The sequence below is a fragment of the Embleya sp. NPDC025285 genome (assembly GCF_055558835.1).
The window spans coordinates 98489-124354 of the sequence record NZ_JBVHLU010000025.1; the positions used below are offsets into that span (position 1 = coordinate 98489).

Consider the following 25866-nt stretch of genomic DNA (forward strand, 5'->3'; position numbering starts at 1 on the left):
CTCACCCGCCGTTGAGGTCGTGGAAGAGGATCTCGGCCAGCACGTCGTTCTCGGGCGGCCGATCCGCGCCACCCGGCAACTGCCGGATCCGGGCCCGCAACTGGAGCGCGTTCAGCAGCTGGTCGGGCGACAACAGCGGCCCGTCCACCCGCTCCGCCGCGGCCAGGTACGCGTCCAGCAACGGTTCGTCGAGTTCCACGTACTCCGCGAGCCGGCTTCGCACGATCCGCTTGAGCACTTCCTTGCTCGGCGGTCCCAGCTCCAGCGGCACGCAGCGTCGCCGGAAGGCCGGCGGGAAGGCCCGTTCGCCGTTGCTGGTGAGGATGACGATCGGGAACGCCGCACAGCGCACGGTGCCGTCCCGAACCTCGACCCGATCCCCGAAATCGCCGTCGTACGGGGTCACCTGTGCCGACTCCACGCGGGCCCGGCGCAGTTCGGGGATCTCGAAGGTGCCGGTCTCGAACACGTGCAGCAGGTCGTTGGGCAGGTCGACGTCGCTCTTGTCGATCTCGTCGATCAGCAGCACCCGCGGATGCGGTCGGCGCAGCAGCGCGTCGCCCAGCGGGCCCAGCCTGATGTAGGCGCCGATGTCGTCGATGTCGTGTTGGCTGATCCCCTGGGCGCCCTTCAGCCGCAGGTTCATGTCGTGCAGCCGGCCCAGCACCTCGTACTCGTAGAGCCCCTCGCGCAGCGTGGACCGGCTGGTGATCCCCCAACGCAGCACCGGTCCCAGCCGCAGTCGGGCCGCGATGCTCGTGGCCAGCGTGGTCTTGCCGGTGCCCGGCTTGCCGGTGACCAGGAGCGGGCGGCGCAGGTAGATCGCGGCGTTGACGAGGTCGTACACCCGCTTGTCACCGTAGAACTCGCCCGCGTAGGGCTCGTCGGATCGATCGTGGGGAAGCTTGGCGAAGGTCGCCGCGTCGACCTCGTCGGTGCCGAAGCTGCGCCACGGTGGTGGCGGCGGAACGGCGACCGGACCGCGGCCCTCGCCCGACCCGACCGTGGTGTCGCCGTGATAGATCCACCACGGCGAGGGAACGTCGACGTGTCCGTCGGGCCGATCCCGGCTCGGTGTCGCCCTCGACTCAACCACGGTGCGTCCCTTGTGCCCTCGGAGTGCTTCTCAGCAATCCGGCCCCCTGCCACGGGCACCAGCCCGGATCGTCGAAGAGCAGCACGACCCGCTCGGAGGACGCGGCCTTGCGACCCAGGGTGCCCCGCAACCGCGCCACCGTGGAAGGCAGTTGAGCCAGCTTTCGATCCTCGCGATCGAGCATGCGATACAGGTCCTCACCCACGAGAGAGCCCGAACACGCCTGGTTCGAGCCGTTCGAGCCGTTCACTGCGGCGCACGCGTCGGTGCACGTGGTCCGGTCCGTCCACACCATCGCCCAGTCGCCGCGGCCGACGGCCCGCTCGACCGTGCCGGGTTCCCCCGGCCGGTGCCGCCAGCCGTAGTCCTGGAGGAAGCCGACCACCTCCTTGTCGCATGCGCCACCGCCCCGGCCGCACCGATGCCGGTCCAGGTGCCACAGCGCCGGGTTGGTCCGCAGGTGTGCCGAGCCGGCCCAGGTGTCGTAGTGCATCGGTCTGGCGATGCCGTGTCGCACGAGCGGCCGGAGCACCACCTCGTGGTGCTCGCCGAGCACGATGTGGTCCTCGGCCGAGCCGACCACGGTCGACTCGAAGGGTTCGTTGAGCAGTTCGGTCGGTACCACCACCTGGATCCCGGCCCGGTCCAGGGACGTCCAGTGCGCCCGCACGGCCAGATAGAACGCGGCCAGGGAACCGCCGAGGCGATCGGCCGGGAGGCTCGCTCCCGGGATCGGTTCCGGGGGCGGCGCGAACCGCTCGGAGCCGACGTAGAACTGCGGTTCGGTGTCGTAGCGGACCAGCGCGCGGTCCTCGGGCGAATGGTCGTCCTCGCGGACGAACAACACCAGGGTCAACGGCTGGCGCACCCGAACCCGGGACGGTTCGAAGTCCGCGATGTGCCCGGCCTCGCGCAGCCGGTCGGCCCACTCCGCGACCTGCACCTGTCGGCAACACGCGTGCAGCCACTCCAGCAGGTGCCGGACGGGATGCCGACCGGGGGCGGCCGGCAGGGACATCAGTGCCCGTCCCCAGGCGACGAGGTCGTCGCCGGCGACCACCCACTCGGGGACGTGCTGCTCGCACAGATAGGTCCGCAGCACGGCCTGCTCGCCGGGGGCGATCTCCAGATCGGCCAACAACGCGATCAGTCGGCGTCCGTCGATGCCGAACGGGTCCTCCGGATCGCGTTCGCCGGTCCGCCACCGGGTCTCGCCGGGGCCGCGGTAGCGCGGCGACTGCCACAGCGGCCGGCCTCCCGGGGCGGCACGGGCCAGTTCGGCGTCGATCGCGTCGAACACCTCCTTGAAGCCGCGCTCGGTCAGCGCGTTCGACCCCCAGACCGCCAGGTGTTCGAGCAGGGCCCGGGTGAAGACCGCCCGATCGCCCGGGCGGCGCGCGAACTGACCGTCGTCCGCGGCGAAGGCCGCGGACACCCGGGCCTTGGCCGACTTGGCGATCGTTCCCTCCGCGGTCAGGTTCAGCACGATGCCCCGGGGGTCGTGGCGCCGGTTCGCGCAGGTCTCGAAGACGACGAACTGGTCGACGCGACGCGGGATCGAGCCGAAGTGGGTCAGCATGTCCTCGACCGAGATCACCCGCTGCCGGGGCGGGCCGTCCACCGGGTGCCACGCGGGCAGTTCCAGTCGCCGTCCGCGCTCGGTCAGGTAGCCGTGACCGGACCAATACAGCAGGAAGCGGTCCCCGTCCCGCCAGGCGTCCGCGGCCGCCGCGATCGCCGACTCGATCTGCTCGGGCCGCAACTCCCCGGGCTCGGCGCCCGGTCCGAGCAGGATCGAGCGCTCGCTCACCGACCCGCGCAACCGGTCGGCGGTCGCCCGCGAGGTCGCGCTCACCGACGCGAGCACGGTGATGTCGCCGCGCCGTGCCCCGCAGCACCGGGACAACCACTCCACCAGTTCCAGGGTCTGCGCCAGCGCGCCCGGCAGATGCTCCGGGCTTCCCTCGTGTTCGGGGTAGTGCTCGACGCAGACCAACAGGGCATGCGCCGTCACCGAGTGGCCTCCACCACGCGCGCGATCTCGTCGTACAGCGCGCCGCAGGTCCAGTAGACGCCGTGCGCCTGCGGGAAGGGCCGACGCACCCGGACCTCGACGTCGCGCACGGCGCCCGGGAAGACCGGTTCGGCGCGGAAGGACAGCCAGTCGCGGGCGTTCCACACGTTGCTCCACGGGATGGACAGGTGCGTGGGCCGCACCCCGTGTGCGGGATGCGTGGCGAGCGCGCCGACCGCGGCGAGATAGCCGACCTGGGAGCCGACCGTGATCAACGCGCGCACCTGCGGCAGCGCGTGGCGCGGCCGATCCGGCTCGCTCTGCGAGCGGGCCTCGGCCAACGTCTCGTAGCAGGCGATGCCGCCCAGGGAATGGGCCAGCAGCAGCACCGGCCCCGGGATCCGGGAGATCCGCTCGGCCAGGTAGGCGCGCAGGATCGCGCCGTGCGCCTGGTAGTACAGGATGTCGCCGATCTGCGGCACGCTGCCGCCGAGCGTGCCGCCGCGCAGCGCGTTCTGCAACGGCCAACTCGCGTACATCAGGCTGCCCTTGAGCACTCCGGTGAGCCGCCCGCCACCGGCCGCGGCGCCGCCGCACGCGTCCCGAACGGCCGCCACCAGGGCGTCGCGCCATTCCTGTGCCCACGGCGTCGCACCGGCGGGACGGGCGGCGAGCGCGTGTGCGAAGGACGCCACCACGGCCCGCCCGATCACGTCGTAGTCGGCGCTCGCGGCCAACGTGTCGACCGCGCCCGCGAACTCGGCCGAGTCGGCGACGGCGCGTGCCGCCTCGGCGAACACCGGCGCCCAGTCGGTCGGCGCCTTCGGCAGCACGGCCGCGACGTCGATGCCCACCACGTCGTGCCGCACCGCCCAGTCCAGGTCCTCCGCCGCCTCGCTCCGCCGGCCGGCGCCCACGCCCTCCCGGCCCGCGGCCACCTCGCGCAATTCGTGCCGGGGGTGCTGTTCGAGCACCGCCCACAACCGCAGTTCGGCCTCCTCCGGGTCGACCTCGGCGGCCTCGGCGCCTTCGCCCGGATCGGCGATGCCGATCAGCGCGCGTAGTGTCGGCGACACCTCGACCCCGAACGCGGCCCCCCAGTCCACGGCTTCCACCCGCACACCCGGCAGTCGCTCGGCGACGTTCGCGGTGACCTCGCGTACCGTCGACGAGTCGGCGATCTCGCGCACACCGGTTCCGTGCACGAACAGGATCGTGGTCATGGGCTCCCCCGGATACGAAGTCGATCCGCCCTTGCCCGCCGTACGCTAGTGATCCAACCGACCCGATGGGGTCACTTCCGGGGCCGCCCGGGTCGATCGGTCAGCTCGTGCACGCGGGGATCTGCCTGCTCACGTCGCCGCCGGTCTCCAGGAATATCGCGGGGACGAACCCGGTCTTGCCCTCGACGTCGATCTGCGCCCACGTACGACTGGAGGAGCCCGCGTAGTAGGCGACCGAGCCCTCCGCGTGGCAGTTCGCCCGCACCTCGGTGCCGGTCTTGATCTGCACGACCTTGTCCGACTGGTACGACGTGCCCTTGTACATCACCAGCCGGCCGCCGGTGTGCACGGTGGCCGCGATCGACCCGGGCTTGGGCCCGGCGTTCGGGGTCTGACCGGAAGTCGGCTTTCCGGTGCCGGACTTGGCCGGACTCGGCGAGGCCGACGAACTCTTGCCCGAAGCGGTGCCCGCCGTCTTGGGCTTCTTGTCGTCCGAGCCGCCGCCGTCCACCGTGAGCAGCGCCACGAAGAAGACGATCACCAACAGGATCAGCCCGCCGACCACCATCAGGATCCGCACCGGATGCCGACTCAGCGCGTTCAATCCGAACCGCCCACGCGGCGGCCCGCCGATGGGCGTCGGCGTGGAGAAGAACTCCACCCGCCTCCGGTTGTCCATACGACCCCCTGCGTCCCCGTGTCGCCCGATATGCGCCTGTGCGTGGCGAACCCACTCGGAAGTGGTCTGCCCACAATGACCATCAGACACCAACGAGGTACTCGAGACGTACCAACGAGTCCACAAATCGACCACCGTGCCCGATGTTCGCCGCGCCCACGCACGGCGCCGGGCCGGGGACGTCCCGATCGACGGCTACGGCGTCGGGACCCAATCCACCTTGCCCGCGAGCAGTACGTAGCCCACGAACGCGACGATGTCGATCAGCGCGTGCGCCACCAACAGCGGCATCACCCGCCCCCAGCGCTTGTACAGCAGGCAGAACACCACGCCCATCACGACGTTGCCGAAGAAGCCGCCGATGCCCTGGTAGAGGTGATACGAGCCGCGCACCACCGAGCTGATCGCCACCGCCTTGACCCACGGCACCCGCAACTGGTCGAGCCGGTACAGCAGATAGCCGAGGACGATCACCTCCTCCAGGGCCGCGTTCTGGATCGCGGACAACACCAGGACCGGGATGCGCCACCACACGTCCGGCAGCGTGGTGGGCACCACGGTCAGATTCGCGCCCGCGGCGTGCGCGCCCAGATACAGCGCCAGGCCGGACCCGCCGATCGCCGCCGCGACCGCCACCCCCCGACCCAGGTCCCACCACGGCCGGGCCCGGTCGACCCCGAGCACACGCAGCGAACCGCCCTCGCGCATCAGCAGGTGCGCCACCAGGAACACCGGCACCAGCGCGGTGGCGATCCCGAACAATTGCCAGGCCAGATCCAGCCAGGGCCGATCCGCTGCCCGCGAGCCGTTCAGCACCGCCGCCTTGTGCCCCAGGCCGCCCGGCGCGGTCAGCGACCCGAGGAAGGAGATCAGCGAGGAGACCCCGGAGGCGCCCAGGGACAGGGCCAGCACCAGCACCACTTCGGAGCGCAGCACGCGGCGCCGGGGCTCGGTGGGTGTCCGGACGGGCTCGGGCTCGGTGATCACCCGCACACGGTATCGAGTGCGGATAAGGTCGCCGTCAGCCCACGGGCCAGGTGTGCACCGCGTCCCCGCCACGCATGTGCTCGGCGTAGCGCAGCGTCATCGCGCGCAGCGCCTCCAACCGGTCCATGCCCTTGGTGTCCCGATAGTGGTGGTACTGCGCGCTCTGCCAGGTCGCCCCGTTGGCGCGCAGCAGGCAGCGCTGCTCGATGATGCCCAGGTACTCGTCCCGCTCGCGCGGATCGATCCCCCACCGGTCCAGGCCCTCGTAGGCCCGCGGCAGCAGGTCCTCCAGTACCAGTTCGGTGACCGGAACGGTGCCGTGGCCCGGCCAGTTCAGCCGCGCGTCGATGCCGTACCGGGCGCCGGCGTGGAAGTTCTCGGTGGCCACCTCGAACGGCATCCGCTCCCACACCGGGTGCTCGTCGTCCACCAGCGATCGCACCACGCCGTAGTAGAAGGCCGCGTTCGCCATGATGTCCACCACGGTCGGCCCGGCCGGCAGCACCCGGTTCTCCACCCGCAGGTGCGGCTTGCCCCGGGCCACGTCGTACACCGGCCGATTCCACCGGTAGATGGTGCCGTTGTGCAGCTTGAGTTCGCGCAGGTGCGGGATGTCGCCCCGGTCCAATGCCTCGATCGGGTCCTCGTCGTCGCAGATCGGCAGCAGCGACGGGAAGTACTTGAGGTTCTCCTCGAACAGGTCGACCACCGAGTCGATCCACCGCTCGCCGAACCAGGTCAGCGGTCGCACACCCTGCGCGATCAGCTCCTCGGGGCGGGTGTCGCACGCCTGCTCGAACAGGATCGGCCGGGTCTCGCGCCACAACTCCCGCCCGAACAGGAACGGTGAATTGGCCCCGATCCCGCATTGCACCCCGGTGATCGACTGTGCCGCGTTCCACAGCGGGCCGAAATTCCTCGGAGTGACCTGGAGGTGGAACTGCACGGACGTACACGCGGCCTCGGAGACTATCGTGGTCGAGGTCGTGTCCAGCCGCTCGACCCCCTCGATATGCAACCGTATGTCCTCGCCCCTGGCGTTGAGGATCTGGTCGTTGAGAAGGGTATAGCGGGCATTGTCGGATATCGTCTCGAACGCCATGTGCGCGTCGGTCAGGGTCGGCAGAATGCCGATCATCACGATCCGCGCCTCCAGTTCGGCGGCCTTGCGGTCCGCGTAGTCCAGGCTCGTCCGCAGTTCCTCGACCAATTCCGAGAACACCGGCCCGGTCAGCCGGTGCGGCGGAATGTTGACCTCGATGTTGAACAGGCCCAGCTCGGTCTGGAAATCGGGGCTGGCGATCCGTCGCAGGACTTCGGCATTGCTCATCCGTGGTCGACCGGCCGCGTCGGCCAGGTTGAGCTCGATCTCGACGCCCATGAGCTTGCGGGCGCTCTCGAACCGCTCCTCGTCCAGCATGCGCTGCAGCGTTTCCAGACAGCGACGCAATTTGTGCCGGTAGCGCTGCCGATCGGATCGGCTGAACTCGGTGACCTCCACCTTTTCGCCCATGAATGCCCTCCCCCATGAACCCGGCTCCCGCGGAGCCGGTCGAGTGGTCGCAATCCGGTACCTGTCGGATCGGGACGACCTGATCGTTCCCGCCGACGTTCTCCCAAACCGATGCATCGGGCCGACATTGGGAACATTACCGATCGACCGTGACGAATCACAGAGGGGAACCAAGGGGCTGGGAACCACGTCACTGATCACATCGAGGAAGCATCCGGCGGTCGATCTTCAAGGCTTCTCGGAGATCACCTAGGGTGTCCTCTTGCCGTGGCGGGCGTGGCGAGATCTATGGGGGTTGTCGTGCGAGGGTCGGTTCGGGCGATGCCCATACACGGACTGCGTTTCCAGGCCGTGATCACGGTGATCTCGATACTCGTCTGCGGGGCGCTGATCTGGAATGTCGGCAATGCCGGCCGATGGTCGCAGGCCGCCGCCTCGCCCCGGGCCGCCGACGCGCCCAAGGAGATACAGGCCCCGCTGCCGCCGCCGGGAAACCCCAACGCGCAGCAGCCGGCCACCCCGCCGGCCGCGCCGCCGCTCCCGGTGGATCCCACGCTGGTGTCCAGGGTCAAGGGCGAGGGCAAGGTGGTCGCGCTGACCCTGGACGACGGACCGTGGCCGGAGTGGACCGACAAGGCCCTTTCGCTGCTCGCCCGCTACGAGGTCAAGGCCACCTTCTGCATGGTGGGCCAGCAGGCCAAGGATCACCCGGACCTGGTCCGCAAGGTGGTCGCCGCCGGCCACACGTTGTGCAATCACACCATGACGCACGACATCAACCTGAAGAAGAAGACGCCGGAGCAGATCCACGCCCAGATGCAGGAGGCGCTGGAGTGGATCCACAAGGCGTCCCCGGGCACCCCCGTGCGCTGGTACCGCGCGCCGGGCGGCAACTGGTCCGACGAGGTACGCCAGACCGCGGCGTCGCTGGGCATGGGCTCGCTGCACTGGACCGTGGACACCAACGACTGGCAGAAGCCGGGCGTGGACAAGATGCTCCAGACCGTGCACAGCCAACTCGGCCCGCACGGAGTGATCCTCTGCCACGACGGCGGCGGCGAACGCACCCAGACCATCGCCATGCTCGACCGCCTCATCCCCGAACTGAAGTCCGCCGGCTACACCTTCGTCACCCCCTGACCCCGGCCCACTTCGCCCCGTACGGGCCGACCCGACAGCCCGCCCGGCCGCCCCGGCCTGTTCGGGCCATCCCGACCCGCGCGGGCCATCCCGGCCCGTCCCGGCCGACTCCAGCCCGTCCGGCGTTCGAGGACACCGCCCGACGGCGCAACCCCCACACGCCACACCCGAGTGAATAGCCCCCGCGCCCACCGGGCATGTGTGCCAGGCCCGCACCAACCGCCCCCGGGGGAGGCCGCCCGATCGACGCCACCCTGGCCATCGTGCTGCTCGTGCTGCTGATCGCCGGCAACGGCATGTTCGTCGCCGCCGAGTTCTCCCTGGTCACCGTCGAGCGCGGCGACGTGGCGGCCCGGGCCGAGGCCGGCGACCGAGGCGCACGCCGGGTGCTGCACGCGGTACGCACGTTGTCCTTCCAGTTGTCCGGCGCCCAGTTGGGCATCACCGTGACCTCGCTGATCGCCGGCTACCTCGCCGAGGCGGCGTTCCGGCTGCCCAGGTTCACCGCCCTGGTGCTGGCCTCCGGCCTGCAGATGGTGCTCGGCGAACTCGTGCCCAAGAACGCCGCCATCGCCCGCCCGCTGGGCGTCGCACGCGTCGCCGGCCCGTTCCAGGTCGGCTTCTCCCGGCTGTGCCGCCCGCTGATCGTCTTCCTCAACGGTTCCGCCAACTACTTCGTTCGCAAGCTCGGCATCGAGCCGCAGGAGGAATTGGGCTCGGCCCGTTCGCCCGACGAACTGGCCCAACTGGTCCGGCATTCCGCCCGCGCCGGAGTGCTGCCGGCCGGCACCGCCCGGGTGCTGCACCGGGCGCTGCGCTTCGCCGAGAAGCAGGCCGCCGAGGCGATGACCCCGCGCACCGAGCTGGTCACCCTGCCCTCGACCGCGTCGGTGAGCGAACTGATGGACACCGCGCGCGAGTGCGGCCACAGTCGCATCCCGGTCCGCGGCCAGGACCTGGACGAGATCGTCGGCGTGGCGGTGCTCCGCGACGCGTTGCGCGTACCGGCCGCCGACCGCGCGCACACCCCGCTCACCCGGATCGCCCGCGCACCGGTGCTGATCCCGACCTCGCTGGACCTCAAACGCGCGGTCGAACGACTGCGCGAGGGCCGGACCCAGTTGGCGATCGTGGTCGACGAGTACGGCGGCACGGCCGGCGTACTCACCGCCGAGGACCTCGCCGAGGAATTGGTCGGCGACCTCGCCGACGAGCACGACCCGGCGGACGAGCCGGACGCACCGCCGCAACGGGTGCCCAGTTCCCGCGTGTTGCGACTGTCCGGCCTGCTGCGCGCGGACGAGGTCGAGGAGGCCAGCGGCTGGCGGCTGCCGGACGGCGACTACAGCACGCTGGCCGGACTGGTACTGGCCCGTCTGGGGCGACTGCCCAGGATCGGCGACCACGTGGACGTGGACGGCCGGCGGCTCACCGTGACCGCCATGGACCGGCATCGCATCGACGAGGTCGAACTGCGGATGGAGGCCGACTCCTGATGGGCGACCTGCTGCTCTCGCTGGTCCTGCTCGCGGCCAACGCCTTCTTCGTCGGCGCGGAGTTCTCGGTGATCTCGGCCCGGCGTACCCGGATCGCCCCGCAGGCGGAGGCCGGCTCGCGCCGGGCCGCGATGGTGCTCACCGCGATGAGCCGGCTGTCCACCATGCTCGCCGCCGCCCAGTTGGGCATCACCGTCGCCTCGCTGGGCCTGGGCGCGGTCGCCGAACCCGCGCTCGCACACGCGGTCGCCGTCCCGATCGAGGCGATCGGGCTGCCCGAGGGCGCGGTGCACCCGATCGCGTTCGTGCTTGCCCTGGCGGTGGTGGTGTTCTGCCACATGGTGCTCGGCGAGATGGTGCCCAAGAACATCGCGCTGGCCGGCCCGGAGGAGTGCGCGTTGTGGCTGACCCCGCCGCTGCTGCTGTTCGCCCGGCTGACCGCGCCGATCCTGTGGCTGCTCAACCACGTCGCCAACCTGTTCCTGCGCGCCTTCCGGGTGCGGCCGGTCGACGAGGTGCGCAGCGTGTACACCGTCGAGGAACTCCCGGCGCTGCTCGCCGAGTCGCGCGAGCACGACCTGCTGGACGTGGGCGAGCACGATCGGCTCGCCGGCGCGCTGGCCCTGCACTCCAGTGCCGCCGCGTCGGTCATGCGGCCGTGGACCGACGTGGTGGCCCTGCCCCGACCGGTGCCGGCGGCGGCCCTGGAGGAGGTCGCGGTACGCACCGGCCTGTCCCGCTTCCCGGTCCTGGACGCGGCCGACCGGCCGGTGGGCTACGTGCACGTGCTCGACGTGCTGACGCCCGAACCGGACGGTTCGGTACCGGTCTACCCGCTCGTGACCGTCGGCCCGGACACCGCGCTGACCGCCCTGTTGGCTCGGATGCGAGGCTCGCGCACCCACCTGGCACTGGTCGGCGAACCGGACGCGGTCCCACTCGGGCTGGTCACCCTCGACGACGTGATGTCCTCGCTGTTCCCCTGACCGAGACCGTTCCCCGGCTCGATACCGCCCCCTTGATCGAAGACCGCTCCCCTGATCGAGACTGTCCAAAAGGTCTTCAAACGGGTGTCAGTTCGCATTACACCGTTACTTTTCGGAGCCGTTTCGGTACAATGCGCTGACCGGCCCTGCCGGGTCCCTCTGTACGCCGCCGGGTCGTCCCCCGGTCGGATACCCGGTTCCCCACAGCACAGCGCCGCTTTCCCCTCCCCGGATTATCCGGGTTTTTGGACTCTGCATCGAAATGAGGCGGTCTCATGGTCCTGCGTGTGCCCGAGGCTCCCGAGTCGGCCCGACGAGCGGCCCGAGCCGTGCTCGAATCCCGCGCTTCGCTTCCCGCCGACTGCCGCGCCGATCACGCCGCGCTCACGGCCGGATTCCCGCACCGCGTCTTCGAGATCGACCTGCTCGACCTGGTCGCCGACCGTGGCGTGCGCAGCGCCCGCCCCGTGGGCTGGCGCTGGCTCATGTGGTCCGGCGACGTGGTCGTCGGCGGCATCGAGGTCCGCCCCGGTCCGTCCGGCCACGGCGTGGGCCGATTCGTCGAGGGCCCGTTCACGGTCGCCACCGCACCGGCCGCCGCGGCGGCCCGCGCGCTCCCGCAGACCCTGCTCCGCCGGGACGAGGCACGGCTGCTGAACGTGCCGGGGATGTACATGGTGGCGCTGTGGTTGGCGGACGAGGCGGGCGGGGTCGACCTGCTCATCCCGCTCGCGCCGGCGCCGTGCGGCGTGCAGGCGCTGCGCGGATACACCGCGGCCGAACTGGCCGAGGTGTTGGCCGCGCGCACCCGCCGGCCGGCCGCCGTGGGGGCTCCGGACAGCTGATCACACCCCGGAGTTCACACGTGTGGTCACATCTTGGACGCAGTCGGGTGAGAACGGCGAGAAGTCCTGCGCGAGGCGCTTTCGAGGCGGAGACTGTGAGCTGCCGGGCAAGGCTGCCCGACGCGCTCCGCGCAGAGACACCGAGAAGGTACGAGGATGTGCCAGCACCGACCGCATTGCCCGCCGGCGGACAGTCCCGATCGTGAGGCCGCCGCCGTTGTGGCCGCCCATTTCGAACAGGGATGGAGCCTGCTCTGCAACGGCGTCGTCCTGTTCGAGGACACGGGCGAACTGCTGCCGGACGGACGCACCATCGCCCCGCACCGACCCCCTGTGGGGTTGGTTTCGGCGGCCTGATCCGTTCGCACGGCCCTGACGAGCCGGAGGTCACCTCGGAGCGACCTCCGGCTCTCGCCTGCCCGGGGTCGGTCGGGCCGCCGTCCCGGTACAGTCCGAGCGGCAGCACGCAGCGAAACGATGTTGGCGCGACGACTCGGAGTTCCATCCCCATGGGCACTGGCGGCACCCCTCGGCCCGGTCGCCCGCGTGATCCGCGTACCGACGAACTGATCCTGTCCGCGACCCGCGAGCTGATCGCCGAGCAGGGGTACAACCGGGTCAGCATCGACGCGGTCGCGCGCCGGGCCGGGGTCACCCGGCCGACCGTGTACCGCCGCTGGCCGTCGAAGGCGCACTTGGTGCACGAGGCGGTCTATCCGGCCCGGGAAATGAGCTTCCGGCCGCTGCCGCACGAGGACTTCGCGACCGGTGTGCTGCGCTTCGCCGAGGCCGCGCTGGAGTCCTTCCGCCGCCCGGAGACGGCGGGCGCGGTGCCGGGGCTGCTCGCCGAGTACCGCGACCAGCCCGAGCTCAAGGAACTGCTCGTGGCCAGGATGGACCCGGTCCGGGCGATCTTCCGGGCCTTCGTGGCGGACGCGATCGCGCGCGGCCAGGCCCGCCCGGACGTGGACGCCGATCTGCTCTTCGAGTCGCTCAGCGGCGCGCTGATGTTCGGCGTGCTGGGCAGCGACCTGGCCGCCAAGCCCGGTTTCGCCGCGTCGGTTGCCCATCTGCTGACGCACGGCGCGGCCCGCCCCTGATCGAAACGCGTTCGATCGGGAACGGGCCGCGCGGCCGAGGTCAGTTGTTGCCGTATGCCTCGATCGGCGGGCACGAGCAGACCAGGTTGCGGTCGCCCTGGGCGCCGTCGATCCGGCGCACCGGCGGCCAGTACTTCTCGGCCGGCACCACACCGGCCGGGAAGACCGCCTCCTCGCGGGTGTAGGCGTGCGTCCACTCGCCCGCGAGCAGCGCGGCGGTGTGCGGCGCGTTGCCGAGCGGGTTGTCGTCGGCGGGCAGCGCACCGGACGCGACCCGGTCGATCTCGCCCTTGATCGCGATCATCGCGTCGCAGAACCGGTCGATCTCCCGCAGGTTCTCGCTCTCGGTCGGCTCGATCATCAGCGTGCCGGGCACCGGGAAGGACATCGTCGGCGCGTGGAAGCCGTAGTCGATCAGCCGCTTCGCCACGTCGTCGACGCTGACGCCGGTGGCCTTGGTGATCCCCCGCACGTCGATGATGCACTCGTGCGCTACCAGGCCGTTCGGGCCGGTGTAGAGCACCGGGAAGTGCGGTGCGAGCCGCTTGGCGATGTAGTTGGCGCCCAGTACCGCGACCTGGGTGGCCTCCTTGAGGCCCTCCGGGCCCATCAGGCGCAGGTAGGTCCACGGGATCGGCAGGATCGCCGCCGAGCCCCACGGGGCGGCGGAGATCGGCCCCACGCCGGTCTCCGGGCCCGCGGTGGGCTGGAGCGGGTGGTTGGGCAGGTACGGCGCCAGGTGCGCGCGCACCGCGACCGGCCCCACGCCCGGACCGCCGCCGCCGTGCGGGATGCAGAAGGTCTTGTGCAGGTTCAGGTGCGACACGTCCGCGCCGATCGCGCCGCCCGGCTGGGCCAGCCCGACCAGCGCGTTCAGGTTCGCGCCGTCCACGTACACCTGGCCGCCGGCCTCGTGCACCGCCGCGCACACCTGCTCGATGCCCTCCTCGAACACGCCGTGCGTGGACGGGTAGGTCACCATCAGCACGGCGAGCGTGTCCCGGTGCCGCTCGATCTTGTCGTGCAGGTCGGCCAGGTCCACGTCGCCGTTCTCGCCGGTCTTGACCACCACGACGCGCATGCCCGCCATCACCGCGCTGGCCGCGTTGGTGCCGTGCGCGGAGGAGGGGATCAGACACACGTCGCGGGCGGTGTCACCGTTGGCGTGGTGGTAGGCGCGGACCGCGAGCAGGCCCGCGAGTTCGCCCTGCGAACCGGCGTTGGGCTGGAGCGAGACCTTGGCGTAGCCGGTGATCCGGGCCAGCGAGTCGGCGAGCCCGTCGATCAGCTCCAGGTAGCCCGCGACCTGGTCGACCGGCGCGAACGGGTGCAGGTTCGCGAACTCGGGCCAGGTGATCGGCTCCATCTCGACCGTGGCGTTGAGCTTCATCGTGCACGAGCCGAGCGGGATCATCCCCCGGTCCAGCGCGTAGTCCTTGTCCGCGAGCCGCTTGAGGTAGCGCAGCATGTCGGTCTCGGAGCGGTGCGTGTGAAAGACCGGGTGGGTCAGGAACTCGGTGTCGCGCAGCAGCGCCGTCGGCAGCGCGTCGGCGGTGTCCGCGTCCAGCGCGGCCACGTCACCGGTGACCCCGAACGCGCCCCAGACCCCCTCGACATGCGCCCGCAGCGTGGTCTCGTCGCAGGTGATCGCGACGTGGTCGGCGTCCACCGGGCGCAGGTTGATCCCGGCGGCGCGGGCCGCGGCGAGCACGTCCGCCGCCCGGCCCGGCACCCGCGCGGTGATCGTGTCGAAGAAGTCGCCGTGTACGACCTCGACGCCGCCCGCGCGCAGTCCGGCCGCGAGCACGGCCGCATACCGGTGCGTGCGGCGCGCGATCGAGGTGAGCCCGTCCGGCCCGTGGTAGACCGCGTACATGCCCGCCATCACGGCCAGCAGGACCTGCGCGGTGCAGATGTTGCTGGTCGCCTTCTCCCGGCGGATGTGCTGCTCGCGGGTCTGCAGCGCGAGTCGGTAGGCGGGCGCGCCGTCGGCGTCCACGGACACCCCGACCAACCGGCCCGGCATGCTGCGGGTGAGCTTCTCGCGGACCGCCAGGTAGCCCGCGTGCGGGCCGCCGAAGGCCATCGGCACGCCGAACCGCTGGCTGGTGCCCACCGCGATGTCGGCGCCCATCGCGCCGGGCGCGCGCAGCACGGTGAGCGCGAGCAGGTCGGCGGCGACCGCCACCAGCGCGCCCTGCGCGTGCGCGGCCTCGATCACCGGGGTCAGGTCGCGGACCCGGCCGTCGGCACCGGGGTACTGCAGCAGCACGCCGAAGCAGCCGCCCTCGGGCAGCCCCCGCGCGGTGTCGGCGACCACGACCTCGATGCCCAGCGCTTCGGCGCGGGTACGCACCACCGCGATCGTCTGCGGCAGCGTGGCCGCGTCCACCACGAACACGTCGCTCTTGGCCCGCCCGGCCCGGCGGGCCAGGGTCATCGCCTCGGCGGCGGCGGTGGCCTCGTCCAGCAGCGAGGCACCCGCCACGTCCAGGCCGGTCAGGTCGGTGACCACGGTCTGGAAGTTGAGCAGCGCCTCCAGCCGGCCCTGCGAGATCTCCGGCTGGTAGGGCGTGTAGGCGGTGTACCAGGCCGGGTTCTCCAGCACGTTGCGGGTGATCACCGGCGGAGTGAAGGTGCCGTGGTAGCCGAGCCCGATCATCGAGGTCAGCACGCTGTTGCGGGAGGCCAGCTCGCGCAGCTCGGCGAGCACCTCGGCCTCGCTGCGCGCGGCGGGCAGCTCGAAGCCCTCCAGCGCGCGGATCGCGGCGGGCACCGCCGCGTCGGTCAGCTCGTCCAGGGATCCGTAGCCGATCGCGGCGAGCATCTTCGCCTGCTCGTCGGTGTCCGGACCGATGTGCCGGCCGGTGAACGGCGACGCGGCCTCCAAGCCGGTCAACGAGCCGGGGCCGGAGGGGAGTACGGCGTGAGCACGCGGGGCAGGGGTGCGCGGGGTCATCGCGAAAGGCCTCCTGGATCGCTCCTGGACGGACACGCGGGTCGCGCGTCCACCGGCCTCCCCCTCTGTCATCTGTACCTGAGAGCTTCACCGCGCCCGGGAGGACCGGTTGGACCGGTTCCCGCGGGCGCGGTTTGCACCGTCGGCGAGGATCCGACCCGGCTCGGCGAGCCATCCGCGGATCCTGCTTTCCAGAGTGCCCACGACCACGCGGTACGGGTGCCTGAGAGATTCCGGGGAGGAGTTGCTCCTTCGGCGCCTCGTGTGCACGACACGAGGACTCTCCCGCGCGAACGTAATGGGCGGCTTCAACGGTATCAGCGTGACACCCACCAGGGGCTTCGCACTAGGCGTACGTCACAGTGGTCGTGGTGTAGCCCAGGGAGCGCATCATGCCCTGGAGCATACCGGTGGTGTTCCGTTCCGCGCGCTCCACCAGTCCGGCGGTCTTCGCCGCGTCGTCGATCTTCTTGGTGGCCAGCACGTAGAGCTGCTGCTGATCGCCGGGATTACTGGAGAAGAAGTCGCCGAAGCGGTCGAACAGGCCCTTGTCCTGGGCGATCACGTGGCTGTTCTTCTGGTCGAGCGCGGCGGGCGCGAGCCGCGCGTGCGGGAGTTTGATGGTCACGCTCTTGTTGTCCGGAGAGGTCTGGATCGCGTCCTGGCCGATCCCGCCGAACTCCACGAAACCACCCACCTGGCCGACGCCGACGAACAGCGTGCGTTGGCCTCGGACCGCGTCCGGCAGGAACTTCGCGTCCTTCTCCAGGTCGACCACGACCTGGAAGGTGCCGCTGACCGCCTCGTAGCGGCTGAGATCCTGCACGGCCTTGAGCATCACCGGTCCGCTGTGGTCCTTGGTGGTCTCGCCGAACGGATTGAACTTGCCGGGCAGCAGGTTGACCAAGCCGACCAGCACCAGGGCCAGCACGATGAAGCCGACCAGGAGTGTGACCAGGAAGGCCGGCAGGCCGAGCCTGCGGCGAACCGATCGGAAGGCACCCTGCCCTCGCGCCGGCCGCTCTTTGACATCAGTCATTGTGAGGACACCCCCGAGGAGTCGTCTGCCCGGCGCCTGCCCCGGATCGCCCCGGCTATCCCCCGTCGGCGGCGGGCAGCGGAATCGGTTCCCCCGGTTGCAGCGCGGGATCGGTGATCGCGAACGTGCGCACCCGGCCCGGTTTTCCACCCGGCACCTCGAACCGCACGGTGACCCGCCCGACGCCGCTGCCCTGCACCCAGCCGGGCCCGAACTCCTCGTGCACCACGTCCTGACCGGGCGACCACGAGACCCGCTCCGGGGCGGCCGGTACCGGCACCTCCCGGTCTCCCTCCGCGCCATCCTCGTCCTGCTCGTCCGGCTCGGCGGGCTCCGGCTCGGCCGCGCCGAACAGGTCCTGCTGGGCGAAGTCGGCCAGCCCGCCGACACCCACCCCCAGCAGCCGCACGCCGCCCGTGACGTCCACCTGCGCGGCCAACCGGCGGATCGTCTCGCGCACCACCCCCGGGTCGTCGGTGGGCCCGCGCAGCGTCTCCGAGCGGGTCAGCGTGCTGAAGTCGTAGCGGCGCAGCTTGAGCACTATCGTGCGCCCGGAGCGCCCGGCGGCGCGCAGCCGCTCCACGCACCGGATCGAGAGCCGGTCCAGCTCCCGGGTGATGCGCTCGCGGTCGACCAGGTCGGTGGGGAAGGTGTCCTCCACGGACACCGATTTCGCGTCCCGGTCGGCGACCACCGGGCGCGCGTCCAGCCCGGCGGCCAGTACGTGCAGGCCGTGTCCGTGCGCCTGGCCGAGCAGCCGGACCAGTTCGCTCTCGTCGACCGCGGCCAGGTCGGCCACGGTGTCCAGGCCGGCCCGGCGCAGCACGTCGCCGGTGGCCGGGCCGACCCCGGGCAGCGCGCGCACCGGCAGCGGGTCGAGCATCGCCCGCTCGGTTCCGGGCACGACCACGCACAACCCGTCGGGCTTGTCCGCCTCGGAGGCGATCTTGGCCAGCAGCTTGGAGGTGGCCGCGCCGACCGAGCAGGTGAGCCCGGTGGCCGCGTGTATGTCCGCGCGCAGGCGTACCGCGATCTCGGTGACCCGCTCGGTGTCCAGCGTGCCGCCGTGCGGGCCCGCCTCCAGGTCGACGAACGCCTCGTCCAGGCTGAGCGGCTCCACCAGCGGCGACAGCCGGTGCAGCAGTTCCATCACGGTGTCGCTGACCTGGCGATACAGCGCGAAGCGCGGGCTGAGGAAGGCGGCGTTGGGGCAGCGCCGGCGGGCCTCGCCGATCGACATCGCCGAGCGCACGCCGAACACCCGGGCCTCGTAGGAGGCGGTGGCCACCACGCCGCGCGCGCCGATGCCGCCGACGATGACCGCCTTGCCGGCCAGGCTGGGCTTCGCGACCTGCTCCACCGACGCGTAGAACGCGTCCATGTCGAGGTGGAGGATGCCGGGGGCATGTCTCACACCGGGCAATGATGACGCACGGGTCCGACAGAACGCGCGTTCAACCGCTCAGGGCGCGTCGGATCTCGTCGCTTTCCGGGCCTTTCACCCGCGGATCCGGCTTCAGCACGATCTGCCCGGCCGCCTTGATCGCGGCGAGCGTCTCGCGACCGGTTCCGTACACGGTGGGCCCGATGTGGCCCCACGCGAAGGACTCGTCCGGGACGCCGTACGCGGATATCCCGGCGGCCCGGCACAGGCCGAGCGCACGGCGCAGATGGAAGCTCTGGGTGACCACGATGACCCGGTCGATCCCGTAGACGCGTTTGGCGCGGATGCAGGACTCCCAGGTGGAGAATCCCGATTCGTCGGTCACGATCCGGTGCTGCGGGATTCCCCGGTCCGCGAGGTAGCGCCGCATCACCCTGGTCTCGTCGTAGCGGTTGTCCCCGCCGTCACCGCTGACCAGGATCACCCGGGTCTTGCCGGCCCGGTACAACGCGAGCGCGACGTCGAGCCGGCGGGCCAGCAGATCGGACGGCCGGTCCCCGTGCACGCCCGCGCCGAGCACCATCGTGACGTCCTCGTGCGGCACGTCGGCCACCGTGCGGACCCGGTTCCCGGCGTACAGATGCAGCCCCGTGATCGGGGTCAGCCCGGCGACGGCGAGCAGGACGGCGGCCTGATAGCCGCGCCGTTGGGCCCGCCGCGAGCGCGGCAGGGTCGGCCGACGAAGGATCACGTCCATGGGGACGTCCTGCCCGGCGAACCGGTTCCCACCCTCCCCCGGGCGGCTCAGACCGCTTTGTCCCTGCGTCTGCGTGCCAGTTCGTCACCCGGATGAACCTGCGTGATCGGTTCTCCCGTGCCGGTGTGCTCGCCCTGGAGCTGCGCGAGCGAGCCCTCCACCTCGCGCCACACCGCCCCCACGGCGATCCCGAAGACCCCCTGACCACCCTGGACCAGGTCGATCACCTCGTCGTACGACGTGCACTCGTACACGCTGGCACCGTCGCTCATCAGGGTCATCCCGGCCAGGTCGCCGATTCCGCGTCCGCGCAGGTGGGCCACCGCGATCCGGATGTTCTGCAGCGAGACACCGGTGTCCAGGAGCCGCTTGACGATCTTCAGCACCAGGATGTCGCGGAAGCCGTACAACCGCTGCGTGCCCGAGCCGTGGGCCGGGCGGACCGTGGGCTCGACCAGGCCGGTGCGGGCCCAGTAGTCGAGTTGGCGATAGGTGATGCCGGCCGCCGCGCACGCCGTCGGGCCCCGGTAACCGACGTCCTCCGACGGGGTGCCGGGCGGCGTGACGTCCTGCCGCCGGGGGCCCGCACCGGGGTCGGTCGCCGGCAGAGGACGTGCCGTGCGGGCGCGTTCCGCCGCCGTGATGTCGCCGGTGCTGCTCACGCCGACCTCCCTTTCGTCTCCCCACGCCCGAGTACGGCGCGGAGAGTCTCTTTCAGTCCCGGGCCGCAGGCGGCGAGGTGCAACGCGCAGGGGTCATCCCGGAACTGTCGATTTCGACGGTAGGCAGTCACCAACAGCGCGTCAACGACCGGGCCGTTCGGCACGCCGAGTGACGCTGCTCGCACGAGTGGTTTGAACCGGTTGCCCAGGGGTAGGTCTGGCCGCTTTGCCTCTGATCGAAGCGGATCGAGCCGGATCGGGCGTGATCGACGGCGCGCCGGCGCACCCGGGGCGGAGCCGACCGGTCCCGGACGCGAAAAAACCGCCGCCCGCTACCGCCTCGCCGGGAGCGGCGGGCGGGACGGTCGGCGGTTCCGGACGTGCACCCGGCCGCGGCGGGCCGACTATTGGCTCGTGGTGCCGAAGTCCTCGGGCGAGATGTCGTTCAGGAACTCCCTGAACTTCTCGATCTCGTCCTCCTGCTCGTTGGGGATCACGATGCCCGCCTCGTCCAGGACCGCGTCGCTGCCGACGATCGACGTCCCGGTTCGCAGCGCGAGCGCGATCGCGTCCGACGGGCGCGCGCTGACCTCCACGCCGCCGGAGAAGACCAGCTCGGCGTAGAACACGCCCTCGCGCAGGTCGGTGATCCGGATCTGGGTCAATTCCTGCCCCAACGCCTCCAGCACGTCCCGGAAGAGATCGTGCGTCAGAGGACGCGCGGGTACCACGCCCTGTTGGGCGAACGCGATGGCCGTCGCCTCTACCGGGCCGATCCAGATGGGGAGATAACGATCGCCCCCCGTCTCCCGTAGGAGCACGATCGGCTGGTTAGAGGGCATCTCCACCCGGACGCCCACAACCTCTAGCTCGTTCACATCGCCACACTAGCGCGCTCGGCTGTCGGTCACCGATCCCCGGGGGCCGAATAGGTCGGGGATTCGTCGTTTTTTCTTCGTGATCCGGTGTTCACGTCACGGTCCGCCTCGCGGCCCGATCGGCGCCCGTCGCGGGCGGCGTGGGTCAGCGGCCCAGGCGGGGCGCGAGCGCGGTGGTGACCAGGACGGTGTGCAGGCGCGAGGTGAGCGCGAGCAGGTCGCGTACGGTCTCCTCGGCGCCCGCCTTCGCGCGGGCGCCCCGGCGGTGCAGGAGCGGCGCGACGATCTGTTCCACCAGGGCGGCCTCACGGTCCGCGGCGGCCTTGGTCTGCCGCAGGTGGCGCGGCTCCACGCCATAGCGGCCCAGCGCGGCCACCAGCCGGGCCACCACCAGCGCGTCGCCGTCGTAGACCACCGCCTGCTCGCCGTCGCCGCCGGCGCCGGGTCGTGGACGGCGCGGCTGGATCAGGCCGAATTCCTCCAGCCGGGCCAGGTCCGTGTCCTGGATGCCGGCCGCGGCGATCAGGCCCGGCCGGTCGAGCAGCACCGTGGTGCCCTCCCGACCGGCCGAGTCCGGATCGCCTTCGGCGTCCTGCGCTCGTGCGGATTCGGCCGGGGTCGGGCCGGCCGGTTCGAGCCCGCGATCCATCGCGTCCAGTTGATCCTTGATCACCCGGAGCGGCAGGTAACGGTCGCGCTGCACCCGCAGCACGTAGCGCAGTCGTTCGATGTCGGCGGGGCCGAACTTGCGATAGCCCGACGGGCTCCGCTGCGGCTCGATGAGCCCTTCCGCCTCGAGGAACCGGATCTTGGAGATGCTGATGTCCGGGAACTCGGGACGCAGCAGGGTCAACACCCCGCCGATGCTCAAGGAGACCGATCCGGCCGCCGCCGGACTCACCCGATCTGCCCTTGGCGGCTGGGGAAGAAGACCAGTCGGTACTTGCCGATCTGTACCTCGTCGCCCGGCGCCAACGGAACCTCGTCGATCCGCTCGCGGCCCACGTAGGTGCCGTTCAGGCTGCCCACGTCGGCGACCGCGAAGCCGCCGGGGGTGCGGCGGAACTCGGCGTGCTTGCGCGACACCGTGACGTCGTCGAGGAAGATGTCGCTCTGCGGATGCCGACCGGCCGTGGTGCGGTCCGAGTCGAGCAGGAAGCGACTGCCGGAGTTGGGGCCCCGGCGCACCACGAGCAGCGCGGTTCCCGGCGGCAGCGCGTCCACCGCGGCCTGCGCCTCGGGGGTGAGGATCTCGCGGGGCGCGGGTTCCGCGTCCAGCGCCTCGATGCCGCTGATCGAGATGGTCGAGGTCTGCTCGGACGCGCGCTCGGCGCCCGCGCCCAGCCGAGCGCCGCAGTTGGAGCAGAACCGGCCGCCGGGCGGATTGTGATGCCCGCAGGCGCCGCACACCACCACGTCGGCCTCCTGACCCGTGCCGGTCGCACCTCGACCTTCGGTCGAGAGTTGCCCGAAACTTATGCGCGCCGTGTGTTCCTGGTCAACAGCGACATGCCCGGCGGTCGCGTCGGACTCGCCCAGGTGCGGAGCGGGTGCGGGGGGTGAGCCGGCGGACGCCCCGTACGGGGTGCCCGGGGGCATCGTCGGCGGGGCGGCCGGCGGGTTGCCGGACCTCCCCGCATCGGCAGCCGGCGCGTCGCCGGAGCGACGGGAACGACCGAACAATTTCGCGAACAACTTCACGGGCGAACCTCCCCGAGAGAACCTGGCCCGCCCGTGGGGCAGGAGGAGTGGGTCGTGGTGATGGACTGCCTACCGCTTCGCCGGGCCGTCAGGAGCCAAGGCTGTTCTGATAGGCGGCCGCGTCCAAGAGCGCGGCCGGTGCGGCGGGATCGTCGAGGCGTACCTCGAACATCCAACCGTCGCCGTAGGGATCGGAGTTGACCAACTCCGGTGCACCGTCGAGCACGTCGTTGACGGTGGTCACGACGCCGTCGAGCGGCGCGAAGAGGTCGCTGACACTCTTGGTCGATTCCAGTTCGCCGCAGGGCTGTCCGGCCACGACGCGGGTGCCGACCGGCGGCAGCGTGACGTAGACGATGTCACCGAGCGCGTCCTGCGCGAATTCGGTGATGCCGATCCGCACCGTCCCGGAGATCTCTTCCATGACGCGCACCCATTCGTGCTCCGTCGTGTACGCGAGATCTGCGGGATACATGCGGACAGCCTGCCCTTCTTGCCTGATGAGTGTGCACCGACGGCGACCGGCGGACTGATTCTGTCAGGTGTGCTCACCCGTTACCGGCGCCCGGTGCCGAGCGAGCGTAACCAGGCTTGTTCGCAGGCCGCAAGGCGTCGATCAGCACCTCCTGCGAGGGGGTGACAATGGCCCCCGCCTGCTTCTTCTCCAGGGTCTTGACGACACCCCCGGGGATGTTCAACGCGGGCTGGAGATCCTGCGGATTGCCGATCACCTTGAACACGTACGGCGGCAGCACTTTGGTGCCGTCGATCACGATGTCGCCGGGCGGCGTGCCGTTGAACCAGGTGCCGGCCACCACGCGCACGTCGTTGATCTGGATCACCTCGGCGCCCGCCGCGCGCAGTTCCTGGAGCGTGTCCAGCAGCACGTCACCGCTGACCGTGCGCTGCGGATCGGTGATGGTCAGGGTGATGCCGGGCCCGCTGGCCTTGACGGTGCCCGCGAGGACGCCCAAGGCGTCCGCCTTGGCCGCGTTCTGCTCACGCGCCTCCTGGACCCGGTCGTTGCTGTTCTGGAGCTGCGTGCGGCTGTTCTCCAGACGATGCTTCTCGTCCTCCAACCGCCGGGTGCGCTCGCCGAGTTCGTCCAGCACGCGGACCAGGTCCTCCTGTCGCGCACCACGCAGCGGATCGGACGCGGTATTCGAGCGAACCTGGATGGCCAGCCCCGCGCCGAGCGCGAACAGCAGTACCGCGCCCACGAGTTGGGCCCGGCTCACGCGCGGCGGCCAGAACGCCTCGAGCAGCCTGCGACGGCCCGGCTGATCGTCGACCCGCTCGTGCGGGTGCGGCTCGGAAACCGCGTTCGAATCCGTTTCCGGCCCGGGCGTGTCGCGCGCCACCGCGTGCGCCCCCGCGTGCGGTTGCGCGAGGGGGTCGCGCGGCCCGGACACCTCGCGCTCCCGGGCCTGTTCGGGCGGGGGCGCCGCGGGCACCAGGGGCGGCACGGACGCCCGCGCGGCCCGGGGCTCCGCGGACGCCCGGGGCGTCTGCGGCGCCTGCGCCGCCCGATGCGTTTGGGGCACCTGGGGTGTTTCCCGCGTCTCCCGGGCCGATTCGCGGATCGGCGCGGTGATCGGCGGGATCTCCGAGGTCACCTCGGCGGCCTGCTCGCGGATCCGCTCCCGGATGTGCCGGCCCTCGTGATAGAGGTCGACCGGGCGCCGGGTCTCGACCGTGGGCTTGCGGGCGGCCGGCGCCTCCGGCTCGACCTCGGGTTCCGGCTCGGGTCCGGGAACGGCCTCGGGCGCGGGCTCCGCGGCCGTGCGTGGGATGCCCAGGTCGCGGGGATCCTCGTCGTGGCGGGCGTGCCGCCCGCGCGTCTCGTCCGTTTCGTCGGCCATGTGTGTGACTCCCCGTCAGGCCCGGAAGACGTGCCGGCGGATGGCCGCCGCGTTGGAGAAGATCCGGATGCCGAGCACGACCACCACGCCGGTGGACAACTGCGCTCCGACACCCAGCTTGTCGCCGAGGAAGACGATCAGCGCGGCGACGACCACGTTCGACAGGAACGAGACCACGAAGACCTTGTCGTCGAAGATGCCGTCGAGCAGTGCGCGCAGACCGCCGAAGACCGCGTCCAGCGCGGCCACCACCGCGATGGGCAGGTACGGCTCCAGCTCGTGCGGGATCACGGGTCGGGCGAGATACCCGACCACGACCCCGAGGACCAGGCCGAGGACCGCGATCACTGTTTACCCTTTCGTTCGGTCTGCTTCTGCGGCGGTGTCGACGAGCCGGTCGGCGGGGCCGAACCGCTCGGCGGGGCCGTGCTCCGGCCCGCGGCCGTCGCGGGCGGTGTGCCCGGGGTCTGCTTCGCCGGCGGGCTCGCGGGTGTACTCGGCGGTGTGCTCGCGGGCGGCGGGCCGCCGGGTACGTCCGCGTAGCGCAACGAGGTGCCCAGCGCGGCGGGCAGCTTGAGCTTCTTCTGTGCGCTCAGGTTGACCCGGATCCCGTAGTTCTCCTGAAGCTGGCGCAGATATCGCCCGTCCGCGCCGACCATGAACTCGACCTGCATCGGCTTGGCGTCACCGATCGCCAGGATCGTATACGGCGGCGCGAGCGGCCGGTTGTCGACCAGGATCGAGGCACCGGCGGCGCGGATCGCGGACAGCGCGGTCAGCCGCTGGTTGTTGATCGAGATGGCCTCGGCACCGGCCTTCCACAGGCCGTTGACCAGCCGCTGGAGGTCGCGGTCCAGGATCCGGCCGTTCGCCGCCGCCTCGGCCTGGCGCGGGTCGGTCGAGCCGTCGGTGTTGTCCGAGCCCTTGGCGTCGTCCGCGATCACCTTCAGGCCCGGCCCCTCGACCGGGTCGGATCCGGTGAGCAGCGCGAGCAGTTCGACCCGATCCTTGGCGCCCTTGGGCAGCGAGACCTCCTGGATCGCGTCCACCTCGGCGCGCAATCGCTCGACGGTGGCGGTGAGCGCGTCCACCTCGGCCTCGTCGGTGTGGATGCGATCCACCAGTTGATGCCGCTCGCGCTCGGCCTGTGGGGCGGCCGCGTGCACCTTCATCGCGGCCACCATCAGGATCATCGCGATCAGCGCGACCCCGACCACGGCCAGCACCCGGGCCAGCGGGCCCTTGTTCATCCCGGTGTCGCCGCGCACCGCGCGGCGGGCGGTGGCCTCCGCGTAGCCCGCGTCCAGGCTGTTCGTCATCATGTCCACGAGCAGGGACATCGAGGCATCCGGCCGCCTGTACCGGCTCGTGCCTGGTGTCTCCCGCGATGACATGCGCCCCATCGTTCCATGCCCGACGGAGTGCTCGATGCAGGGTCCGATACCGGGTCCGGGGGGGGGGGGGGGGGGGGGGGGGGGGGGGGGGGGGGGGGGGAGAAAGAGGAAAAAAGGGGAGGAGAAAAGGCGCGAACCCCCCCCCCCATTC

24 protein-coding genes and 2 riboswitches are annotated in these 25866 nt (G+C 71.3%); of the genes, 6 read left to right on the top strand and 18 right to left on the bottom strand.

Translation table 11 applies throughout. From position 1 onward, the window contains the following. Position 1 precedes the first annotated feature (1 nt). From ACZ4FV_RS19145 to ACZ4FV_RS19170, 6 genes are all read right to left on the bottom strand, one after another. Positions 2 to 1096, bottom strand: a complete 1095-nt coding sequence (locus ACZ4FV_RS19145) for an AAA family ATPase (protein ID WP_395872237.1) — start codon at positions 1094 to 1096, stop codon at positions 2 to 4. After that, a complete protein-coding gene (locus tag ACZ4FV_RS19150) occupies positions 1089 to 3110 on the bottom strand; it encodes a caspase family protein (RefSeq protein WP_465322949.1) in 2022 nt (673 codons plus the stop codon). Before ACZ4FV_RS19150 ends, ACZ4FV_RS19145 begins: the two co-directional genes overlap by 8 nt. Further along, entirely contained in the window at positions 3107 to 4333 is a 1227-nt protein-coding gene (locus ACZ4FV_RS19155) for a hypothetical protein (protein ID WP_465322950.1), read from the bottom strand. Before ACZ4FV_RS19155 ends, ACZ4FV_RS19150 begins: the two co-directional genes overlap by 4 nt. Positions 4334 to 4433: 100 nt before the next feature. After that, a complete protein-coding gene (locus ACZ4FV_RS19160; RefSeq protein ID WP_395872232.1) occupies positions 4434 to 5012 on the bottom strand; it encodes a hypothetical protein in 579 nt (192 codons plus the stop codon). Positions 5013 to 5207: 195 nt separating this feature from the next. After that, on the bottom strand, positions 5208 to 6005 hold the full coding sequence (locus tag ACZ4FV_RS19165) for a CPBP family intramembrane glutamic endopeptidase (RefSeq protein WP_402229908.1): 798 nt from the start codon (positions 6003 to 6005) through the stop codon (positions 5208 to 5210). Between the two features lie 28 nt (positions 6006 to 6033). Further along, complete coding sequence (locus ACZ4FV_RS19170; RefSeq protein WP_395872228.1) at positions 6034 to 7512, bottom strand: glutamate-cysteine ligase family protein; 1479 nt, start codon at positions 7510 to 7512, stop codon at positions 6034 to 6036. Positions 7513 to 7833: 321 nt separating this feature from the next. Between ACZ4FV_RS19170 and ACZ4FV_RS19175 the strand changes: the two genes are divergently transcribed. The 6 genes from ACZ4FV_RS19175 to ACZ4FV_RS19200 all read left to right on the top strand — a co-directional run bounded on the left by ACZ4FV_RS19175 (position 7834) and on the right by ACZ4FV_RS19200 (position 13079). Further along, a complete protein-coding gene (locus ACZ4FV_RS19175) occupies positions 7834 to 8652 on the top strand; it encodes a polysaccharide deacetylase family protein (RefSeq protein ID WP_395872226.1) in 819 nt (272 codons plus the stop codon). A gap of 263 nt (positions 8653 to 8915) precedes the next feature. Further along, the gene (locus tag ACZ4FV_RS19180) at positions 8916 to 10148 is read left to right on the top strand and encodes a hemolysin family protein (protein ID WP_395872224.1); all 1233 of its coding nucleotides are present in this window, start codon (positions 8916 to 8918) and stop codon (positions 10146 to 10148) included. Next, a complete protein-coding gene (locus ACZ4FV_RS19185) occupies positions 10148 to 11134 on the top strand; it encodes a hemolysin family protein (protein WP_395872222.1) in 987 nt (328 codons plus the stop codon). Before ACZ4FV_RS19180 ends, ACZ4FV_RS19185 begins: the two co-directional genes overlap by 1 nt. 275 nt (positions 11135 to 11409) lie before the next feature. Further along, positions 11410 to 11979, top strand: coding sequence for a hypothetical protein (locus ACZ4FV_RS19190; protein WP_395872220.1), 570 nt, complete (start codon positions 11410 to 11412; stop codon positions 11977 to 11979). 156 nt (positions 11980 to 12135) lie between these two features. Beyond that, the gene (locus ACZ4FV_RS19195; RefSeq protein ID WP_026217855.1) at positions 12136 to 12336 is read left to right on the top strand and encodes a DUF5999 family protein; all 201 of its coding nucleotides are present in this window, start codon (positions 12136 to 12138) and stop codon (positions 12334 to 12336) included. A 152-nt stretch (positions 12337 to 12488) separates the two neighbouring features. Further along, positions 12489 to 13079 (top strand): TetR/AcrR family transcriptional regulator, encoded by a 591-nt coding sequence (locus tag ACZ4FV_RS19200; RefSeq protein ID WP_395872218.1) that lies wholly within the window; start codon positions 12489 to 12491, stop codon positions 13077 to 13079. A gap of 40 nt (positions 13080 to 13119) precedes the next feature. Here ACZ4FV_RS19200 and gcvP read toward each other — a convergent pair whose 3' ends face one another. The 12 genes from gcvP to ACZ4FV_RS19260 all read right to left on the bottom strand — a co-directional run bounded on the left by gcvP (position 13120) and on the right by ACZ4FV_RS19260 (position 25661). Beyond that, positions 13120 to 16038 (bottom strand): aminomethyl-transferring glycine dehydrogenase, encoded by a 2919-nt coding sequence (gcvP, locus tag ACZ4FV_RS19205; protein ID WP_395872216.1) that lies wholly within the window; start codon positions 16036 to 16038, stop codon positions 13120 to 13122. A 61-nt stretch (positions 16039 to 16099) separates the two neighbouring features. Beyond that, positions 16100 to 16237: riboswitch (glycine riboswitch) on the bottom strand. Positions 16238 to 16239: 2 nt separating this feature from the next. Continuing rightward, positions 16240 to 16336: riboswitch (glycine riboswitch) on the bottom strand. A gap of 48 nt (positions 16337 to 16384) precedes the next feature. After that, positions 16385 to 17077 (bottom strand): DUF4230 domain-containing protein, encoded by a 693-nt coding sequence (locus ACZ4FV_RS19210; protein WP_395872214.1) that lies wholly within the window; start codon positions 17075 to 17077, stop codon positions 16385 to 16387. 55 nt (positions 17078 to 17132) lie between these two features. Continuing rightward, the gene (locus ACZ4FV_RS19215) at positions 17133 to 18491 is read right to left on the bottom strand and encodes a DNA polymerase IV (protein ID WP_465322951.1); all 1359 of its coding nucleotides are present in this window, start codon (positions 18489 to 18491) and stop codon (positions 17133 to 17135) included. A gap of 40 nt (positions 18492 to 18531) precedes the next feature. Beyond that, a complete protein-coding gene (locus ACZ4FV_RS19220) occupies positions 18532 to 19218 on the bottom strand; it encodes a SanA/YdcF family protein (RefSeq protein ID WP_465322952.1) in 687 nt (228 codons plus the stop codon). 47 nt (positions 19219 to 19265) lie between these two features. After that, a complete protein-coding gene (locus ACZ4FV_RS19225; protein WP_395872208.1) occupies positions 19266 to 19880 on the bottom strand; it encodes a MerR family transcriptional regulator in 615 nt (204 codons plus the stop codon). Positions 19881 to 20284: 404 nt separating this feature from the next. Continuing rightward, a complete protein-coding gene (locus ACZ4FV_RS19230; RefSeq protein ID WP_020548711.1) occupies positions 20285 to 20758 on the bottom strand; it encodes a bifunctional nuclease family protein in 474 nt (157 codons plus the stop codon). Between the two features lie 145 nt (positions 20759 to 20903). Continuing rightward, positions 20904 to 21629 (bottom strand): transcriptional regulator FtsR, encoded by a 726-nt coding sequence (ftsR, locus tag ACZ4FV_RS19235; RefSeq protein WP_395872206.1) that lies wholly within the window; start codon positions 21627 to 21629, stop codon positions 20904 to 20906. Between the two features lie 26 nt (positions 21630 to 21655). Next, on the bottom strand, positions 21656 to 22174 hold the full coding sequence (locus ACZ4FV_RS19240; RefSeq protein ID WP_395872204.1) for an FHA domain-containing protein: 519 nt from the start codon (positions 22172 to 22174) through the stop codon (positions 21656 to 21658). A 373-nt stretch (positions 22175 to 22547) separates the two neighbouring features. Further along, positions 22548 to 22934 carry a glycine cleavage system protein GcvH gene (gene gcvH / locus ACZ4FV_RS19245; protein ID WP_026217856.1) on the bottom strand — a complete coding sequence of 129 codons (387 nt, stop codon included), beginning with the start codon at positions 22932 to 22934 and terminating at the stop codon, positions 22548 to 22550. A gap of 73 nt (positions 22935 to 23007) precedes the next feature. Then, on the bottom strand, positions 23008 to 23925 hold the full coding sequence (locus tag ACZ4FV_RS19250; RefSeq protein ID WP_395872308.1) for a DUF881 domain-containing protein: 918 nt from the start codon (positions 23923 to 23925) through the stop codon (positions 23008 to 23010). 411 nt (positions 23926 to 24336) lie between these two features. Next, positions 24337 to 24669 (bottom strand): small basic family protein, encoded by a 333-nt coding sequence (locus ACZ4FV_RS19255; protein WP_020548716.1) that lies wholly within the window; start codon positions 24667 to 24669, stop codon positions 24337 to 24339. After that, entirely contained in the window at positions 24666 to 25661 is a 996-nt protein-coding gene (locus ACZ4FV_RS19260) for a DUF881 domain-containing protein (RefSeq protein ID WP_395872202.1), read from the bottom strand. Before ACZ4FV_RS19260 ends, ACZ4FV_RS19255 begins: the two co-directional genes overlap by 4 nt. Positions 25662 to 25866: the final 205 nt, after the last annotated feature.

Coding starts and splice junctions, on each gene's coding strand:
- ACZ4FV_RS19185 (WP_395872222.1), top strand. CDS start 10,148: ATGGGCGACCTGCTGCTCTCGCTGGTCCTGCTCGCGGCCAACGCCTTC.
- gcvH (WP_026217856.1), bottom strand. CDS start 22,934: ATGTATCCCGCAGATCTCGCGTACACGACGGAGCACGAATGGGTGCGC.
- ACZ4FV_RS19190 (WP_395872220.1), top strand. CDS start 11,410: ATGGTCCTGCGTGTGCCCGAGGCTCCCGAGTCGGCCCGACGAGCGGCC.
- ACZ4FV_RS19195 (WP_026217855.1), top strand. CDS start 12,136: ATGTGCCAGCACCGACCGCATTGCCCGCCGGCGGACAGTCCCGATCGT.
- ACZ4FV_RS19220 (WP_465322952.1), bottom strand. CDS start 19,218: ATGGACGTGATCCTTCGTCGGCCGACCCTGCCGCGCTCGCGGCGGGCC.
- ACZ4FV_RS19155 (WP_465322950.1), bottom strand. CDS start 4,333: ATGACCACGATCCTGTTCGTGCACGGAACCGGTGTGCGCGAGATCGCC.
- ACZ4FV_RS19175 (WP_395872226.1), top strand. CDS start 7,834: ATGCCCATACACGGACTGCGTTTCCAGGCCGTGATCACGGTGATCTCG.
- gcvP (WP_395872216.1), bottom strand. CDS start 16,038: ATGACCCCGCGCACCCCTGCCCCGCGTGCTCACGCCGTACTCCCCTCC.
- ACZ4FV_RS19170 (WP_395872228.1), bottom strand. CDS start 7,512: ATGGGCGAAAAGGTGGAGGTCACCGAGTTCAGCCGATCCGATCGGCAG.
- ACZ4FV_RS19200 (WP_395872218.1), top strand. CDS start 12,489: ATGGGCACTGGCGGCACCCCTCGGCCCGGTCGCCCGCGTGATCCGCGT.
- ACZ4FV_RS19160 (WP_395872232.1), bottom strand. CDS start 5,012: ATGGACAACCGGAGGCGGGTGGAGTTCTTCTCCACGCCGACGCCCATC.
- ACZ4FV_RS19210 (WP_395872214.1), bottom strand. CDS start 17,077: ATGACTGATGTCAAAGAGCGGCCGGCGCGAGGGCAGGGTGCCTTCCGA.
- ACZ4FV_RS19260 (WP_395872202.1), bottom strand. CDS start 25,661: ATGTCCCTGCTCGTGGACATGATGACGAACAGCCTGGACGCGGGCTAC.